At 71.6% G+C, this 17,777-nt stretch carries 9 protein-coding genes; 1 reads left to right on the forward strand and 8 read right to left on the reverse strand.

Annotated features, from left to right (window positions below):
• Nucleotides 1-356: 356 nt before the first annotated feature.
• The gene (locus tag ABZ794_RS20535; protein ID WP_238689309.1) at nt 357-1,103 is read left to right on the forward strand and encodes a MerR family transcriptional regulator; all 747 of its coding nucleotides are present in this window, start codon (nt 357-359) and stop codon (nt 1,101-1,103) included.
• 8 nt (nt 1,104-1,111) lie between these two features.
• Here the strand turns inward: ABZ794_RS20535 and ABZ794_RS20540 are convergent, their stop codons facing one another.
• From ABZ794_RS20540 to ABZ794_RS20575, 8 genes are all read right to left on the reverse strand, one after another.
• Nucleotides 1,112-4,144 carry an ATP-binding cassette domain-containing protein gene (locus ABZ794_RS20540; RefSeq protein WP_357516989.1) on the reverse strand — a complete coding sequence of 1,011 codons (3,033 nt, stop codon included), beginning with the start codon at nt 4,142-4,144 and terminating at the stop codon, nt 1,112-1,114.
• 31 nt (nt 4,145-4,175) lie between these two features.
• Nucleotides 4,176-6,356 carry an NHLP family bacteriocin export ABC transporter peptidase/permease/ATPase subunit gene (locus ABZ794_RS20545; RefSeq protein ID WP_357516991.1) on the reverse strand — a complete coding sequence of 727 codons (2,181 nt, stop codon included), beginning with the start codon at nt 6,354-6,356 and terminating at the stop codon, nt 4,176-4,178.
• Nucleotides 6,353-7,162 carry an HlyD family efflux transporter periplasmic adaptor subunit gene (locus tag ABZ794_RS20550; protein ID WP_210781269.1) on the reverse strand — a complete coding sequence of 270 codons (810 nt, stop codon included), beginning with the start codon at nt 7,160-7,162 and terminating at the stop codon, nt 6,353-6,355. Before ABZ794_RS20550 ends, ABZ794_RS20545 begins: the two co-directional genes overlap by 4 nt.
• On the reverse strand, nt 7,159-8,622 hold the full coding sequence (locus ABZ794_RS20555) for a SagB family peptide dehydrogenase (protein ID WP_357516993.1): 1,464 nt from the start codon (nt 8,620-8,622) through the stop codon (nt 7,159-7,161). The genes ABZ794_RS20550 and ABZ794_RS20555 overlap by 4 nt, the downstream gene beginning before the upstream one ends.
• An 80-nt stretch (nt 8,623-8,702) precedes the next feature.
• Nucleotides 8,703-10,979 carry a TOMM precursor leader peptide-binding protein gene (locus tag ABZ794_RS20560; RefSeq protein ID WP_357516995.1) on the reverse strand — a complete coding sequence of 759 codons (2,277 nt, stop codon included), beginning with the start codon at nt 10,977-10,979 and terminating at the stop codon, nt 8,703-8,705.
• Between the two features lie 151 nt (nt 10,980-11,130).
• Nucleotides 11,131-12,156, reverse strand: coding sequence for a hypothetical protein (locus ABZ794_RS20565; protein WP_357516997.1), 1,026 nt, complete (start codon nt 12,154-12,156; stop codon nt 11,131-11,133).
• Nucleotides 12,157-12,307: 151 nt separating this feature from the next.
• The gene (locus tag ABZ794_RS20570; RefSeq protein ID WP_357516999.1) at nt 12,308-15,187 is read right to left on the reverse strand and encodes an AAA family ATPase; all 2,880 of its coding nucleotides are present in this window, start codon (nt 15,185-15,187) and stop codon (nt 12,308-12,310) included.
• Nucleotides 15,188-17,490: 2,303 nt separating this feature from the next.
• A partial coding sequence (locus ABZ794_RS20575) for a hypothetical protein (RefSeq protein WP_357517001.1) occupies nt 17,491-17,777 on the reverse strand: 287 nt, incomplete at its 5' end.

The following is a 17,777-nucleotide window of genomic DNA, read 5'->3' on the forward strand; positions in this document are numbered from 1 at the left end:
CCCTGCTCCCTTCGATGGTCGGCCGCCGGAGGCGGCGACAGGCAGCGCGGGAGGTTCCGGGCCGCCGGTTTCACTTCATCGTGGGTCACCGGTGGATCCGGTCCGCCCGGAGAGCGGGAATTTCATCGAATGTGGCCGCGAAAAGGTCGCGCTGCGGCGAAAGCCGGGTAATTGGGAATCAGCGACTTGTGGCGGATGGCGATCCTAATCAATGTCACCACTGTGGACAAGTAGTAATTCCTCGCCTTTTACCCGCCCGGTGCCCACACCTACGCTGCGATCGGCGGACCGCACAGCGTGACAGCGGTTCGACGGGGTTGCCGTGTTCCGCTCACCGAGTGCTGCCGGAGGCCACCGTGACCATCGACGAGGTGACGACGACGCCCGGCGGCCCGATCGGGTACAGCGTGGACGAGCTCGCCCGCAAGGTGGGGATGTCGCCTCGCAACATCCGAGCCCACCAGGCCCGGCGGCTGCTGCCCCCGCCGGTGCGCCACGGTCGGGCCGCGCTCTACGACGACTCCCACGTCCGCCGACTGGACGCGATCCTCGCCCTGCAACGGCAGGGTTTCAACCTGGTGTCCATCGAGGCGATGCTCGGGGTCCGGGCCAGTGACGAGGCGCCCGACGGGCTCACCGCGATGCTGCAACGCCTGACCGCCGACCGTCCCGCGCTGGCCCACGCGCTGACCCGGCACGGCGTGATCGGCCGGACCACCGACGGCACCGTCCGCACCGTCCGGCCACGCCCGCTGCGCGCGGCCCTGGATCTGCACCGGGTACGGGTGGGCACGGTGCCGGCACTGCAGACCCTCAGCGAGGTGCTGGACAGCCTCCGGCCGGTGGCCGACGAGCTGGTCGCCGCCGTCACCGCCCGGCTGCTGACCCTCGCCCCAGAGCTGGTACGCGGCGGCGCCCGGTCGTCCTGGGCCGACCTCGACCGGGAGACCCTGTTGCTGACCCAGGGCGTGGTCAACGTGCTCACCGAGGCGTTCCGGCTCGCCGTGGAGAACCAGTCGGAGGCGCACATCGCCGAGCTGCTGGAGAACCACCTCGACGCGGACGTGTGTCTGGAGGACAGCACGGTCATCGACAACGGCTGACCGGGTCGTCAGCTTGACGCGGGCTGCCCGTTCGCCTGTCGGCTCTGCGGCACGGTGTCGGAGGGTTCCGGATCGGTGAGCAGTTGCCGCCGCGCCAACCGGTGGAACAGCCCTTCCGGGTGCTCCATCAACTCGTCGAAGCTGCCCCGCTGGACGATCTGCCCTGCTTCGAGGACCACGATGGTGTCCGCCGCCCGGACCGTGGACAACCGGTGGGCGATGACCACCCGGGTCGCGGCCAGGGCCGCGGTGCTCCGGCTGACCACCTCCTGGGTCCGGTTGTCCAGAGCGCTCGTCGCCTCGTCGAGGAAGATGATCCGGGGTAACGGGGCCAGCGCGCGGGCGATCAGCACTCGCTGACGCTGCCCGACGGAGAGCGTCCCGCCGCCGAACGGCACCATCGTGCTCATCCCCATCGGCAGCGCCTCCAGGTCATCGGCGAGGCCCGCCATCCGGGCCGCCTCCCAGACCTGGTCGAGTGGGAAGCTGCCGGCGCCGCAGATGTTGTCGCGTACCGAGCCGGCGAAGAGCTGACCATCCTGCAGCACCACTCCGCACTGCCGGCGGACCGCGTGGACGTCGAGTTCGGAGAGGTCCTGGCCGTCGTAGAGCACCGCGCCCTGCTGCTGGCGTTCAAAGCCGAGCAGCAACCGGAGCAGTGTGGATTTTCCGCAGCCACTCGGTCCGACGATGGCGACGAACTCACCCGGGCGGACGTGCAGGTCGATGTCGACGAGCACCGGTGGCTCGTCCGGCTGGTAGGCGAAGGTGAGCCGATGCAGCGCGATCTCGCCGCGCAACTCGCCCGGATCCACCCGGTCCGGCCGCGCCTCGGGCTCGGCGCGCAGGATCTCCCGCAGGCTGCCCAGCCGGGGCACTGCCGCGATCACTTCGACCCCGGCCGAGACCAGCACCAGCAGCGCGCCGAGCAGCATCGCGAAACCGACGTTGAGGATGAAGAAGTCGGCCGGCGTGACGCGGCCGGTCAGCGGCCCCATCAGCACGGCGAACAGGACCAGTTGGCCGGCGACCGGCAGCACGGTGCCGAAGGCGACCAGGCCCGCCTGACTCTGGCGGACCCGTTGCAGCGCCGCCCGGGCCGTCGCGGCCACCTCCGACCAGCGTGCGTGGGCGCGGGTTTCGGCCGCCGCCAGTTTGATCTTGACGATGCCGCCGAGCAGTTGATTGGTCATCGCCGCCGCCCGGTGCTCGGCCGGCAGCGCGGACCGTTGCTGACGGACGATGAGCACGGCGAACGCGCCGAAGGTCAGCATGGTGACGGCGACGATCCCCGCTCCCCACAGCCCGAGCACGGGCTCGACCACCAGGAGCATGCCGAGGGTCACCGCGACGGTCGCGGCCGCCGAGACGAGCTGCGGCAGCAGCGCGCTCAGCGCCTCACCGACGAACGAGATCCCCAACATCGAGTTGGCGATCTCACCGCTGCTGCGACCGGCGAAGAACCGGGCCGGTAGCCGCATCAGCCGGTCCCAGATCGCCAGCTGCGCGCCGGACTGCATCCGGCCGTCCAACCGCAGCAGACGCAGGTTCTGCACCACACCCACCAGCCCCGCGACCACCGCAGCGCTGAGCATCAGCGCGAGGAAGCCGCCAAGGCCGTTCACCTCGCCCTGCCGGGCCAGTTGGCCGAGCACCTCGCCGGTGGCCAACGGCACGCCCAGGCCCAGCAGTGCCACGCAGGTGGCGGCGAACAGCAGACCCCGCACGTCGCGGGACGCACCGACCAGCCCGGCCCGCAGCAGGTGGCGCATCCGAGCGGTCGGCGGCAGCGGCGCCTGCACCTCGGTCGCCTCGGCGGCGAACGTCGCAGCCACGGTCGCGTCGATCGGCGCGTACGCTCGGGTGTCCGGGTCGACGTGGTGGTAACGGCCCCGGCGGAACACCAGCGGCACCGCGACGGCGCGCTCCGGATCATCGCCGGCCCGCCACCCCACCAGTGGCCCCAGGTCCCGCCGCCACCATCGGTCCGGCAGCCGCACCTCACGTAAGAACAGGCTGGAAGCTCGGGTCACCGCGTGCACCGCCGCCCGGTCGTCCAGCGGCGCGCGGCTGCGGTCGGCCGGCTCGTTGATCGGGCTGCCCATCCCCTCGGTGACCACCCGGAGCACCGAGGCCGCCCGCCCGTACCGGTCGAAGCCGGCCTCGCCGTCGGGAACCGGAACCGCTCCGCCGGCGCCGATCACCCCGATCGACCGGCGGGCCGCCGCGGCGAGCACCGCCGCGTCGGTCTCCCGGCGCCGCTGCACGGCGCTCAGCAACGCCGCGTCGGCCTCCTCGATCCGGGTCTCCACCATCCGCAGTAGCCGGGCCACATGCTGGTCGACGGCCGACCGGAGCTGACCGTTGACCAGCAGGTCCCAGCTGCCGTGACTCTCCACCGCGCATGGCGACTCGGCCACCACCCAGTCCCGCTCGGCGACCAGCAGCAGCTCCCGCTCCCCCGACATCTCCGCCGGGCCACCGTCGTTGCGTCGCAGTTGTCCACCGGCGCTGCGCAGCCACCAGGCGCCGCCGGTGGAGGTGAGGGCACTCCCCTGCGCCAGCGAAATGATCTCGCGTCCGCGAAGGGTTGACGCCTCCCGGGGCGCCTGCCCGCGGCGCAGCGCGTCGGCGACGGTGACCAGCACCAGGTCAACCGCCGCGACCAGCTCAGTCGCGGCGGTCCGCGCCCGCAGCGACGCCCCGTCGTCCGCCATCCGGCCGAGCCGAACATGCCGCTCCAGCAGGGACAGGTGACGCCGGGACAGCCCACGCAGCTCCGTGCCGGGCAGCGGCACCAGGATCAACTGCCACGCGCCGATCGCGGTGGACGTCGGCACCAGGCCACCCGCGGGCAGCCGGGCCACATGGTGACGACGCGAAGGGCTCATCCCGGCCCGGCGCACCGCGAACAGGTCGGCCTCGCCGCCGGTCACCAGCCAGCCGGCCGCCGGGCCGTCGAGGCGGCAGACCTGGCGTACGCCGTCCGCGCAGAAGCCGATCAGGCCGCCGGCCGGGGGATCCTCCACCGCGCCACTCATCAGCGTCTCCTCGGATCGTCGTGGTCAGTGGTCAGTGGTCCCGGACCAGGCGCGCGTACGCCCCGTCCCGGGCGACCAACTGCTCGTGGGTACCGCGCTCCACCTCCCGGCCGCCGTCCAGCACGACGATCAGGTCGCAGTCGCGGACGGTGGACAGGCGGTGGGCCACGATCAGGCAGGTCGCCCCCCGCCGGCGCAGGTGCAGGTCGATCCGACGTTCGGTCTCGGCGTCCAACGCGCTGGTGGCCTCGTCCAGCACCAGCACCCGGGGATTGCGTACGAGCGCTCGGGCGATCTCCAGCCGCTGCCGCTGCCCACCGGAGAAGTTGCGGGCGTTCTCCCGCACCGGACTGCCGAGGCCACCCGGACGGGCCGCGACCTCGTCGTAGAGGCACGCGTCGGTCAGCGCGGTGACGACGTCCTCATCGGCGACCGTAAGGTCCCACATGGTGACGTTGTCCCGGACCGTCCCCTCGAACAGCCGTTGGTCCTGGTCCACCATGGCGACGGTGGCCGCCCAGAGCCCGTCGTCGGCCGCGGCCCGCTCAAGTCCGTCCACGGTGACCCGTCCGGTCCAGGGGCGGTAGAGCCCGGCGACCAGCCGGCCGACCGTCGACTTGCCACTGCCCGAGCGCCCGACCAGCGCCACCCGGGCACCCGGCGGCAGGTCCAGGCTGAAATTCTCCAGCAGCGGACGGCCCAACGGGTTGTAGCCGAAGGTGACCTCCTCGATGCGCAGGTGCCCCTCCATCGGCGTCATCGGTCGGGCGGGTCGGTCCTGGGCCGACGGCAGTGGATACCGTTCCACGTCACGCAGCCGGTTGAGGTCGGCGCTCATGTCCTGCAACCGCGAGCCCAGCGCGGTCAGGTTGCCCAGCGGGCGGTTCATCGCCGCGGCCAGGCTCTGCATGCCGACCAGCACGCCGACGCTCATCGCCTCCGCCACGACCTGCCGGCTGCCCAGCCCCAGCAGCACCGCGGTGGTCCCGGAGGCGAGCAGCGCCGGCAGGACGGAGAGCACCGCGGTGGGCACGCCCAGCCGTTGCTGACGGGTGGCGACGGTGGCGTGGCGTGCCGCGAACCGGGCCACGGCGCGTTCCTCCTCGCCGCCGGCCTTCACCGTCTCGATCATCTGGACGGTGGTGTACACCGTCGTCACCAGCTTGCTGCGGTCCGCCTGAAGACCGGCGACAGCGGTGGACCGGGTCGAGGCGACATAGCGCAGCACGCTGACGTTCAGCCCGGCCAGGACCACCGCACACAGTCCGAGCAGCAGGTCGTAATGGCAGAGCAGAGCCCCGTACGCCAGCACCAGGCCGGTGTCCACCACCGTGGTGGCCGTCCTGCGGGTGAGCACCTCGGCGACCACCTCGTTGCCGCGGACCCGCTGGCTGAGGTCGGCGGCCTGCCGCTGGTCGAAGAAGGTCGGCGGCAGCCGCAGCAGATGTCGGAAGAACCGGGCGGCGCTGGCGAGGGCGAGCGCCGTCTCCGCACGTACGGTCAGGCGTTGCTGCAGCAGGCTGGCCAGGAAGGTCAACACGGTGGCCACCGCCACCGCCGCCACCAGACCGGCGAACGCGGCCCGATCCTCCTGCAACAGCACCCGGTCGACGAAGACCTTGGCCATCACCGGGATGGTCAGACCGACCACGGCGATCAGCAGGCCGAGCAGCAGCATCTGCGCGATCGCCGAGCCCGGCCCACGCCACCGCTCGGCCAGCGCTCGCAGCAGCCGGTAGCGGGTGCCGCCGGGCCGAAACTCGGGGCCGGGCTCCATGGTGAGCACGATGCCGGTGAAGGCGCCGTCGAACTCCTCCCAGCTCACCGCACGGGGACCGGTGGCCGGATCGTTGATGAAGACCTTGCGGCCGAGCCCTTCCAGCACCACGAAGTGCTCGAAGCGCCAGAACAGCACCGCCGGTAACGCCACGGTGGCCAGGCCAGCCAGGTCCATCTGGAAACCCTTGGCCACCATGCCGTAGCGGCGGGCACCCTTGAGCACGGTGGCCGCGGTGGAGCCGTCCCGGCTGACGCCGCACACCCGGCGCAACTCTTCAAGGGGCACGTGCCGACCGTGGTGCGCGAGCAGGATCCCCAGCGCGGCGGCGCCGCACTCCACCGCCTCCATCTGGATCAGGGTGGGCGTACGGACCCGTCGACGCCGAATCCTGGGCAGCGCCGTGCCGCTGACGGCGGTCGTCGGCGCGCTCATCGGCGCAGCAACCAGTCGATCGGGTGTTCCTGGTCCACGGTGAACCAGGCGGTGACCTCGCTGGCCGAGTTGAGCTGGAACGGCGGCGGAGACTTGGTCCAGCGCAGGCCGCCCGGGGCGGCCGGGTCGGGCTCCAGGGCGACAGTCACCCGGACCACGCTGCCGCGGGCGAGCAGCCGCCGGACGTCCGACCCGGTGCCCAGGAAGGCGCGCAGCGAAGCCTCGGTCTCCGGGAAGGCGCCGACCGTGGTCACCTGGCCGGCCAGGGTGCCGAACACGTTGCGCGGCGCGGCTGCGGCGGCCACCTCGACGGTCACACCGGGTTGCAGCAGCGGGGCGGCGACCGCGGGGGCGTAGACGACTGCCTGCAACGCGTCCCCGGCGGTGTCGAGCCGTTCCAGGTCGGCCAGGTGCGTACCCGGGGTGACGATCTCGCCTTCCGAGACCAGCCAGGCGACGACGTAGGCGTCACCCGGCGCGGTCTCCACCCGCACCTTGCCGTCCGCCGTGCGCAGGCTGTAGAGGGGCGTGCCCTTCGGTACCCGCTGGTGCGGTGCCGCCCACACCTTGGTGACCTGGCCGCTGTCGAGCGCGTCAAGGGCCGAGATCCCGTTCGAGTGGATCAGCACCCCGGCCGCCTCGACGGTCCGGGGCACCACCGTGCGTACCGACCAGACACCTGCGGCGACGACGACGATGACCAGCGCGGTGGTGGCCAGCCAGTTCGGCACTGTGGTCAGCCGGACCGCCCGGTCCAGTTGCTCGGGCGCTTCCAACTGGCGTAGCGCCTGCCGCCGGAACTTCATGGCCGGCCCTGCGCCGCGGCCGGGCCGGGAGCGCGGCGGGAGCCGAGCAGGAAGTCGGCCACGCTCGGCTCGACCAGCGGGTCGAGCCCGGACAACTCGGCGAAGGCCTGGGAGTCCCCGGCGCCGAGGGCGCAGGGCGCCAGCCCCATGGCGGTGGCGACGAGGTACATCTGCTGGGTCAGCACACCCGCGTCCTTGAGAATCATGGCGTAGCTCATCCCTTCGTACTTCCACATGAGCCGCTGGACCCGGGCGGTGACCACCAGGACCGTCTGCGGCGGCCGAGGCAGGGCGCCGGACGCCCGGGCGTACGCCAGCAGCCGGTCCGCGGCCGGTCCCCAGCCGGCGACCGGCTCCAGCCGGTGCCCGACGGCGTCGTAGTGGTAGAGCCCGGGGTCGAGCCCGGCGCAGCGCGCGACCAGTGGGTAGATCTCCAGCTCGTAGACACCGCCGCCGCCCGGGTAGGGCCGGTGGCCGATCTCCTGCCCGCCGGCCTCGCCGACGGCGCTGGTGTGCTGCGACCGGTGCAGGAACTCCGCCAGCCGCTCCAGCGGCAGCGGCGCCGTGTCGTCGTGTTCGCGCACGCTGCGCCGGTCCGTGACGACCTGACTGAACGCGGGGTCCGCTTTGGCGATCGTCGCCAGGTCCGGCAGTGGCAGGTCCACCGCCCGACCCCCGTCGTACGGGCGTCGCAGCGGTTGCGGAGTGAAGCTCCCCCGCATCCGGTAGGTTCCGCCCACCGGCAGCGCGTGTCGGCCGGCCCGGGATCGGTGGTGCAGCCGCAACTCCTCCGGCGACCAGTAGGCCAGCGGCGCGTCGTCGCACTCCGCCTCGAACTCGACGTCGGTGACCAGGATCCGGGCGGTGGCCAGCTCGTCGAGCACCCGTCCGGCGACGTCCGGCGGCACGCCCAGCGTGCGGGCCACCGTCTCGGGTCCGACGCCCGGCGCGGCGGCGGCCAGTACCGCGCCGAGGGCGGCGTCGGCGCAGCCGACAACGAGGGTGCTCAGCGGTGATGCCGCCACCAGCATGCCCCGTTCGTGCTGAAGGGCGGCGAAGCGGGAGAGCCGGTAGCGGACCCCGGGGGTGTGTGGGCGACCCTCCGGCAGACTGCCCCGGCCCAGGCCGGTGGGAACCAGGTCGAGCAGCGGCCGATCGTCGACCTGTACGCGGCGCTCCAGCCAGGAGTGGGCGAGCAGCCGGCGCAACAACAACTGCGCGGGCAACACCCGGTTCTCTCCCTCCAGGCCGCTGATCAGCCGGCCGACCTCGACGTCGTTGACCCAGTCGGCGGCGAGCCGCAGCAGCAGCGCCCGCCGGCCCATGCCCGGTTGCTCCAGGGTGAGCTGGAAGCGGGTCTGCCGCAGCGTCAGCGAGCCGTCCTCGCCGAGCCGCAGCTCAGCGTCCCGGCGCAGCCGGTACGACTCCTGAATCGGCGGACCGCCGACGGAGCCGCTCACGATGACCGCCGAGCGACCGGGTCCACCACGGTGGTCATCCCCACATCCTTCCCACGGTCCCGGTGGCCCGGGAGCGCCGGCTAGAAGAAGACGTTCAGCGGATTGGCCGATGTCTCGTCGACGGCCAGTGGGCCCCGACCGAGGCGGGCCGGCACGTCCCACAGCCGGCCGGGACCGAGCCGGCGCCAGAAGTGCCGCAGGCCCGGCACGACGACTTTCACCACCGCCAGGTCGACATCCGGACGGGACTGGTCGACGACGATCACCTCCAGGCCGGCCCGTTCCACCCGGCGTACACAACGACGCACGTCATCCCCGACGTCGCCGGTGGTCAGCGTCGGGTGGTCGGCCGCGGTGCGCGACGGCCGGGTGGGATCCGGGGTCAGCCAGGGCTGGTCGGCCACCCGCACGGTGCCGAACCAACGCGCGGTGTCCGGGTCGTCGACGCCGTACCGGTTGCGGGCGGAGGTGGGACCGGCGACAGCGGGCAGGAACTGGTTCACCTCGGTGAGCGCCCGGGTCAGCGCGACCCGCGCGTCCAGGTGCGCGCCGAAGCCGACCAGGACGTCCTCCGGCCCTCGGTCGACCCGCCGGGACACCGCGGCGAACGTGGGTACGCCGAGGTCGGCGGTCAGGTCGAGGGCCCACAGTTCGCGGCCCAGCGCGGTGGTGTGATGGTCGACGCAGGCGGCCGTCCACGGGTCACCGAACGAGGCGAGGTCCACCCCGGGCATCCGGGATCGGTGGTACCACCACAGGGCCACGCTGTCCCGCTCCACGAGTTCGCAGATGCCCTGCATGATTGCCTCGGACAGGTTGCCGCCGGCCGCGCAGCCGTTGGAGTCGGCCGAGCACACCCCCAGCCCGGTCAGCTCCGGATGCCCGTACCAGCAGTGCGCGGCGGGCAGCTCGCGCGGTGTCTGCCGGGTCAGCGACCACCCCGTGGTCCAGTCCAGCTCCACCTCGTCGGGCAGCGGGCGGGGAATGCGGTGCAGGTGGCCGAGGTCGCGGTTGAGCCGGTGCCGGTCGGCGTACTGGCGTTCCGAGAAGAGCAGCAGCTCCCGCAGGTGTACCGCGCGGTCCGGACCGAGCTGGCGGTAGGTCGCCCGGTGCACCGGGCGGTCGCCGCGCCACACCCCGCAGTAGCGTTCCACCGCCTCCCCGACCGCGCTCATCCGGGCCTGCAGGTCGGTCCGGCCCTTGCCGCCGCTCTGCCCGCGCAGATTGCGGCGCAGCGCGGCGAGCTGACGGGGCTGGGCGAAGTTGTGCCCGGCCGAGTAGGTGTGGGTGACGCCGTTGTCGGTCCTCTCCAGCGGGGTCAGCCGGCTCACCACGCCCAGATACCGGCTGACATGGTGGACGAGCGCGGCGTACGCCTCGGCGGGTTCCCGGACACGGGAGTCCCCGGCCCGACTGGGCTGGGCGCCACTCGGTGGCAGGTCGATCCGTGGCTCGGCCTTGCGGACGAGGTCCGGGTTACCGCAGGCGGGGCACTGCGGCTGGCGTACCAGTTGGTGGCTCTCCGTGCTCAGGTCCCGGGTGTCCAGGGCGACCATCCGGCCGGTGAGACGGGGTGACGCGCCCCGGACGGCGAGCACGGCGAGCTCCGCAGCGAGCAGCCCGGCCGCCATGGTGGCCAGTCCGGGCAGGACCGCGCGGCCGGGCTGCGGCAGCGGAGCGGCCAGGTCCTGCCCGTCGAGGAAGGCGTTCACCTGTTCGTTCTCCTGCCAGCGTTGGCGCAGGCAGGCCCAGCAGCCGGTACGGCCCGGCACGAGGTGCGGGCCGAGGAAGACGACGTTGCCGTGTGGCCGGGCCAGCGTCCACGCGCGACCGGCGGCCAGGTGGCGGTCGTTGATCAGCGCCAGCCGGGAGTCGAGCATCGACGACGGCAGCACCAGCACCTGGGCGTTGCCCGGGCCCGGGTCCGGTGCGTCCGGCCCGACCACTGTCGGGGCGAGGCCTAGGGCACGCAGCGCGTCGGCGGTCTCGGCCACCCGGGGCGCCCCGAGGTCCACGATGGTGACCCGTCCCCCGGCCATCCACCGCCGCCCGACGTCGGGCGGCACACCCCGGGCGTCCCAGCCGGCGGCCTCGGCTGCCGAGGTGTGCGCCGGACCGGACACCAGAAGGCCGTGGTCGCGCAGCCGGGCGAGGGCTGCGGCGACGGCGGTGACCGGGTGTCGGGTGGCCAGCCGGGCCACCACGTCGGCCAACGGGGCGGCACCGTCGAGCTGGTCGGCCAGGTCCGCGGCGACCGGGTCGTCGATGAGTAGGCTGCGGGTCTCCCCCAGCACCACGAGCGGACCGTCGGGCAGCCGCACCGGCACGTAGTCCGATCGGAAGCGCGGACGCCACATGGGTTCCTCCCGAGCGTCGTGGCCGGACCGCGGCACCGCCGGCCCCGCCGGCGATCACGGCTGCTGTCATCGTCGCGGTCCGGTGGCGTCCAATCCGAGTGATGCCACCGGTTTCAGCCGTCGCCGACGCCGTGGACGCTCGGCGGCAGGGTCAGTCGGCGGTGACGGTCAGCGCGGTGTCGTTGAGCCCCAGCACTGATGTGCCGACGGTCTGTGCCGGCACAAGCAGCACGAAGGTCTCCACCCGGGTGACCCGGATCGACTTTCCGCTGATCGCCTTGAGGTGACCGGTGGCGATCAGGTCCGGGCTCTGCGGTTCCAATCGGACGGTGGCCGGACCGCCGGGCGCCGGGCGCAGCGTGTCGGTGGCGTGGATCGTCAAGAAGGTGAGTGTGCCGGTCGGCACCGCGACCGCGCAGTCGGACCACTCCGCCCGGTCCATCGTCCGCTGCACGGCCCCGCCGACACCGGCGAGCTGCTGCCCGTAGACCTCCCAACCGCCGGCGAACTGGCCGTCGAGCAGCGGGCTCGACACGACGAGGGACCGGTTGCCCGTCGTGGACCCGATGCTGCGGGCGAACACCTCGGCGGCGAGGGCCCGACGGCTGGTCTCGTCCAGGGCGGCGCCGCCCGCGGTAGCCGGCCGGCCGTCGATGCTCCGGGCGACCACCAGCGAAGGTTGGGTGACCTGAACGTTGTGGCTGAGCTTCCACTGGCCGTCAGCACTGAGCACGAACTGGCTGACGTCCGTGGGCGCAAGCTCCGAGCCGGTCAGCCGGAGAGTCGCCGTGGCGAGGAAACAGGCCGGGTCGGCGGGTGGCACCGCGAAGACCGGGTTTATGTGCTGGAAGGACGGTTGCGCACGCTGGTTGTACGCGGCCCGACGTACTGCGGCGATGCTGAGGTCCAGCGAGGGCGAAACCTCCTGCGCCCGCAGCGCCTCGACGTCACCGGCCACCGAGGCGGCCGAGTCGGCCTGGTCGAAGGCGGTGAGCACGAGCGCGGCCCGGTCCCGACCGAAAGTGGCCGAACCGTGGGGCGCCGGGGTGGCCGCGTCCACTGGCTCACCACCACAGCCGGTCAGCACGAGCAGCGCCACCGTGGCGGCGGCGAACGGCATCGCCGGCACCGGCGCGGCGAGGGTACGCGGGCTCCTGACGGATCTTCTGCCCAGCATCTCGTCCTCCATCCACCACCGGTCCACGGGAATCGCGCCCGATGCAGTCGAGTATGTGAGCGGCTGTCCGGCTACGACGGTGGCGGCGCGGCCTCGTGCTGCCCGGCCTGTCGACGTTGCACCGAACGACGTCATCCGGCCTGGATTGCAGTCATCGATCGGTGTCATCGAGACGAGCGACCCAGGCGGCCAGGCCCGACCGGGACGCGACGCCCGTCTTGCGGTAGAGGCGGGTCAGGTGCGCCTCAACCGTGCGGGGGCTGATGTTCAGCTGCCGCCCGATCAGTCGGCTGGTGGCCCCGGTCGCCGCCAGCCGCGCGATGTGCCACTCCCGGTCGGTCAGGGCGGCGACCTCGCGCGGGCCGACCGGACGGGCCAGTCGCAGGCCGACCCGTTCCGTTCCGCACCACCCGGCCAGTTCCAGCGCCCGGCGGCGGGCCCGCGCCGCCAGGCCGGCCTGGTCGGCGGCTTCGGCTGCCCGGGCCAGGGAGGCCAGGGCAAGGCTGCGCCGTAGCACCATCCCGCCGGCGCGGAACAGGTCGGCCGCGGTCTCCAGGTGCAGCAGCGCCGCCCGGACCTCGCCGCGGGCGAGCAGCACCTCGCCGTACGCCGACTCGGCGAAGCCCCGCTGCCCGGGCAGACCGACCTGATCCGCCTCGGCCAATGCCAGCCGCGCCTGCCGCTCGGCGTCGGCCACGTCGCCCGCGACGAGCGCGGCGGCGCAGAGCAGCTCGTACCACCTGGGCCGGAGGGACGTCTGGAGACGGCTCAGCCGGCTGTCGCCGCCGGCTGAGCGCACCAGTTCGGCACAGGTCGCCGGATCACCCGACAGCAGCGCCGCGGTCGCCAGCGCCGTCGCGGCGGTACGACCGCACCAGGTGGCGAGGTCGGTGGCGATTCCGGCGGCGCTGCGGGCCAGCGCCACCGCCCGATCGTCGTCCCGAAGGCCACCACGCCACGCCGTCGCCTCCGCCTCGAACGCCAGGGCGAAGCTCAGCAGGTCGCGACTGCCGATGCGCCGGGCAACGATGCCCGCCTCGGTAGCCAATCCGATGGCGGCGTTCAGCTGCCCGCCGTGGTAGGCCACTTGACTACGACCGAGCAGCAGCTGGCACAGTCCGTCGTCGCGGTGCGAGGCGCGGACGAGCGTCAGCCCTCGGTCGAGGTGCCGCACCGCGTCGGCCTGCCGTTCGAGGTACAACTCGCTCAGGCCGAGTGCGGTGAAGCAGTCGGGGTGGTCCCGCACGTCCCGATCCGGCAGCGAGTCGACGATCCGGGCGCTGGCATCGAGCAAGCCCTGGGCGGCGTCGAGTGCGCCGTCGAGGGCGGCGGCCAGACTACGCACCGCCAGCAGGCTGGCCCGGTCCGCGCCGGAGCCGCCGAGATCTCCGCTGAGCACGTCGGGCAGCCCGGTCACGGGGCGGCCGGCCAGGATGCCGGCGACGCCGATCTCGGTGGCGAGGCGGTAGCCGTCGCTAGGTCCAGCATCGGCTGGCAGGGCGGACAACTCCCGCCGGCTGATGGCCACCGCCTCCGCGTAGTTGCCGAGCAGACGTTCCACACGCGCCCAGAGAGCTACTGCCTGCGCCCGCCGTCCCTCCGGGTCGGCGGAGAACAGCGGCACGATCTCCTGGAGCAGGGCCCGGCTCTCGGCCAGATTCCCCGCCTCCCCGGTGATCTCGGCCAGCGCGAGCGAGACGTCCTGACGACGTTGCGTCAGACCGGCCGTCGGCCGCAGCGCACGCAGCGCCAGCCGCAGCCAGCGGATGGCCAGGTCCGGCGTCTCGCGCCGGACCTCCTGAGCGGCCCGGCAGAGCACGTTGACGCAGCGGTCGACCCAGCCGCCGTTTGGCAGGGCGAGCAGGCGCTCCGCGTAGCGGGCCCGTTCCGCGGGTGGCGCGCCCAGATCGACCAGCGCGGTGAGCGCCCGCACACTCGCCTCCACCTGCCACTGCGTGTCGGTGTCCTGAGCGACCGCCATCCGCAGCACCGGGTGTCGGGAGGCGAACCGTCCAGTGCCGGGGACGCGGCGGATCAGGTCAAGCCGGGCCAGCCGCCAGCAGGCCTCGACCGCCAGTGACGTCGGGACCTGCGCAACCTCGGCGAGCAGGTCCGCGGTGAAGGGCGCATCGACGATCGCCCCGGCCCGCAGACAGGCCAGCTCGACGGGGGGTAGGTCCGTCCACTCGCGGCGCAGCACGGCCACCGCCGCGTCGGACAGCCGGCCACCCTGTGCTTCACGGATCGGGTCTGCGCTGTTCGAGGTGGGGTCGCTCGGCAGTATCGCCAGGTAACCGGGGTTGCCCTCGGTCAGGTCGTACCGGGCGCGCAGCTCCACTTGGTCGGTGTGGGGGTGCAGGAGCGCGACCTCGGCGAGGCTGAGAGGGCGAAGTTCGATCCGGTCGTGTGACGTCGGTTCCGCATCGGCGTGCTTGTCGGGATCCGGTAGTCCGAACGGCATCGGAGTCGCCATCTGCCGCGGGCGGTAGACGAGCACGAGCAGCAGCGGGGCGGGCACCGGATACCGCAGCAGGTGGGCGATCAGACCGGTGGAGGAGGCATCTGCCCAGTGCAGGTCGTCGAGGACCAGCACCAGACCGTCCCGTGCCGCCAGGCCGATCAGCCGGCGGGCCAGCTGGTAAGTCCGGAACCGCCGGGCGTCCGATGCCCGCGCCGGCGCCGCTGGCACCGCGGCGACAGACTCCGCCCAGCTCTCCCCAGTGGGCCGTCCAGCACGCACCCCGCGTCGGAGTGACTGCCCCTCGGTGAAGGCATGTCGAAACACATGGAAGGGGACTCCTCGCTCATCCGGCGAACAGGTCCCGACGGCCCAGGGGACGGTGGAGTCGCACCGCTCCAGGGCCTCGCGGACGAACCGGGTCTTGCCGATGCCCGGCTCTCCGACCACCTCGCAAACCATCTGCCAGCCACGGCTCAGCACGGTGGCCCGGGCTCTCCCGATACGTGCCAACTGTGGTCGTCGCCCGACGAAGCGCGGGCTCGATGATGCGCTTTCCAGCCCAGGTGTCATCACGCAGACCAGACGCCTTCCGGCACACTCAATGGGAATTGGTCGCACTATACCGGAGCACCGCCAATTGTCGAAACAAACCGGCGCGGCCAACCCCTATTTGACAGGTGGCGTCGAGATGCAGTTCTTTCCGACATCGCACCACAACCGGCAGAAAAGGACCGGTAGCCAGAAGCGCGGAATGATGTCCATGAAACCCAATAAATCACCTGTCATCTACTGCGCCAGGGCTATCGCCAACGAGCCTCGGGCCGCTGCCGAGCTCCGCGGCTACGCCCAGCCCACCTGGGCAATCATCGGAGGGTCGCGCCTAATCTGATATCGCCAAGATAATGGCCGTCTATATCGAATCGCCCGAAGCGGTCATATTCCCACCTTTGCCCCTCAGTCGTGACGCTCATCCCACACTATGGGCCGACGGCAAAGGATTCCCACAGCGCAATTGACTGGAATCCCACCGCCAGAACTGGCCCCCTGACGCCAATTTTCAACATGCGAACAGCAACATGCAGACGCAACAAGCGCATAAGAGACGAGCACAGAAAGCCGCAGGCATCCAGCCGACGGAATCGGGCCGAGCGCCTGCCCCCTGCGCTACGCCCCCGTGACGAACCAGACGGCCTGAGCCGCCGCTTGCTGTCAGGGTGACCGGAGTTGCCCCATCACGGCCCACCTACGCCGCCGGCTGGTCCTGCCGATGTGAATCGCTGCCACAGAGCCCTCTGGCGATGCGAGCTGTCGTCGGCGCGTGAAGACTTTTCGGCCGTCGTTGACAATGAGCCGCGGCAGTCGCCGAGGGGGATCGATCGAGAGCTATTGAGCGACGTACGGCGGTACTCCGTCGACCTCCGGGACCAGGTCGGACATTAGCAACCGAGGCCGGCTCGGAAGGCGGACCAGCCCGGCCTCGTGGAGGGTGAGCGCCAACAGAGATGTCGCCCATGCCCATCCGATGCCTCCGCCGCTGGTGACGACGGTGCCGTCGTGCGGCGAAGTCGAACGCTGGCCCGACGACCACACCGACGCGGAGCGCTGAGCCCACGACCCGACCTGAACTACCCGTCGGCACCTGCGGCAAGATCCGCATTCAGAAGCTGGGGCCCAATCGGTTCCGCGGTTCAAAACCCCATAGACAAACTTAAAGCCCTGACCAGCGTTTCCGCCGGTCAGGGCTTTTTGTTTGTCGGGACGGCCGGATTCGAACCGACGACCCCTTGTTACCGACAGTAGCCGAATGAAGCTTGTCATTGCCTGCCAAAAGTGGTTGCTGAGCTGCAGAGACACCACCATGCGCTCATCGCTCCTTGTCACCCTTCGCCAACGGTTGGGCGGGATTTTCGGGGGGTAAAAGGGGGTCCCTCACAGACCCCGCCAGGTCTGATCGCCCCCGGCTGGCCCTGCCACAGTGCTGCCGCCCGCCTCACGGCATGCGTACTGGCCGAACCTGTGGCAGCCCTTCCTCAGCCAGTACAACCGTCACCGGAACCTCACCCGACGGCGGCCTCTCGATGCTGTCCTGCAACGACCGGTGCACGAGGCACTCGCACAACGGACGCAAGGGATCCGGACACCGGGCAAGAGCAGGCTTCAACCGTTGAACCCCGTCAACGGCGACCGGCCACGACCAGTCCATGTCCCACGGCTCCTCCCCGGGCTGGTGGAAACAATCATGATCGAAGTGCACGAGGAGGCCGGACTCACACAAGGGACAAGCGGACAGACTGCTCCAGCGGTAGTTGACCTGATGCCCGGGAGTACCGTGGGGCACGCCCCAACTGCCGATACGAACAACGGTGCCGTGGGTCGCCCGGCAGGCGATACAGATGCGCATGGCTAACTCTCCCCCGCCGTCTGGCGACATCCACCGTAGAGATCGACGCAATCACGGCCACCGTCCAGCAGCAACGCACAACGCGTCAAGGGACCGTCGTGAAGCCATAGTTTGCCGGCCGACATCAACTGCCCGAATCCAGAAGCCTGGAACAGGCTCCGCAGTTGCTTGTGCTGGCGGGCGGTGAGCCCGCCGTGCTCGGCCAGCCAGGTCAGCAGCGCCGACGTGATCCCATCTCGGGCGAGTTGTTCCGGCCGGCCGGCAAGATACTGGTCGGCGACCGCCCGGTCCGATGTGACTTTGAAAAGGGCAAGCGTCGCACCTTGCGTGGGGTACTGCCTCGGCAGCGCTGCCGCGGCTCCCGCTGTGGGGTCACGACGGCCGCCGGCCCCGGCAAGGCGGGGAACAGCGAAAGCTAGCCTTCTCGGAGGCCGCTCCAAAGGGCCGGGTGGACTCGCCCAGTATTGGGCGCTCAACACACCGTCCAGTCCTCGACGGCCAGGACCAGTTCTTCAGCGCGGGCGGACGAGATGCTGTGCTGGTCGGCGATATTTGCCAGCACGGCTTCTTCGCTGACGTCGACGTCGTCTTCGGTTGCCTGGTTGAACTCGGCGTTGAGCACATAGGCCTGCTCCGTCGGCACCTGGCACTTGTCAGGCTGCGTCAGCTTGTCGCGGACGACAGCCTGATGGAGCCGGTAGCCCTGCCAGGAAGCAGGGTCTCCATCGGCGGCGTCCGTCCAGCGCCCCTCGGGCGCCC

This window comes from Micromonospora sp. NPDC047187, from assembly GCF_040643355.1.
Lineage (GTDB): Bacteria > Actinomycetota > Actinomycetes > Mycobacteriales > Micromonosporaceae > Micromonospora > Micromonospora salmantinae.

Coding starts and splice junctions, on each gene's coding strand:
- ABZ794_RS20560 (WP_357516995.1), bottom strand. CDS start 10,979: ATGTGGCGTCCGCGCTTCCGATCGGACTACGTGCCGGTGCGGCTGCCC.
- ABZ794_RS20565 (WP_357516997.1), bottom strand. CDS start 12,156: ATGCTGGGCAGAAGATCCGTCAGGAGCCCGCGTACCCTCGCCGCGCCG.
- ABZ794_RS20570 (WP_357516999.1), bottom strand. CDS start 15,187: ATGACACCTGGGCTGGAAAGCGCATCATCGAGCCCGCGCTTCGTCGGG.
- ABZ794_RS20545 (WP_357516991.1), bottom strand. CDS start 6,356: ATGAGCGCGCCGACGACCGCCGTCAGCGGCACGGCGCTGCCCAGGATT.
- ABZ794_RS20540 (WP_357516989.1), bottom strand. CDS start 4,144: ATGAGTGGCGCGGTGGAGGATCCCCCGGCCGGCGGCCTGATCGGCTTC.
- ABZ794_RS20550 (WP_210781269.1), bottom strand. CDS start 7,162: ATGAAGTTCCGGCGGCAGGCGCTACGCCAGTTGGAAGCGCCCGAGCAA.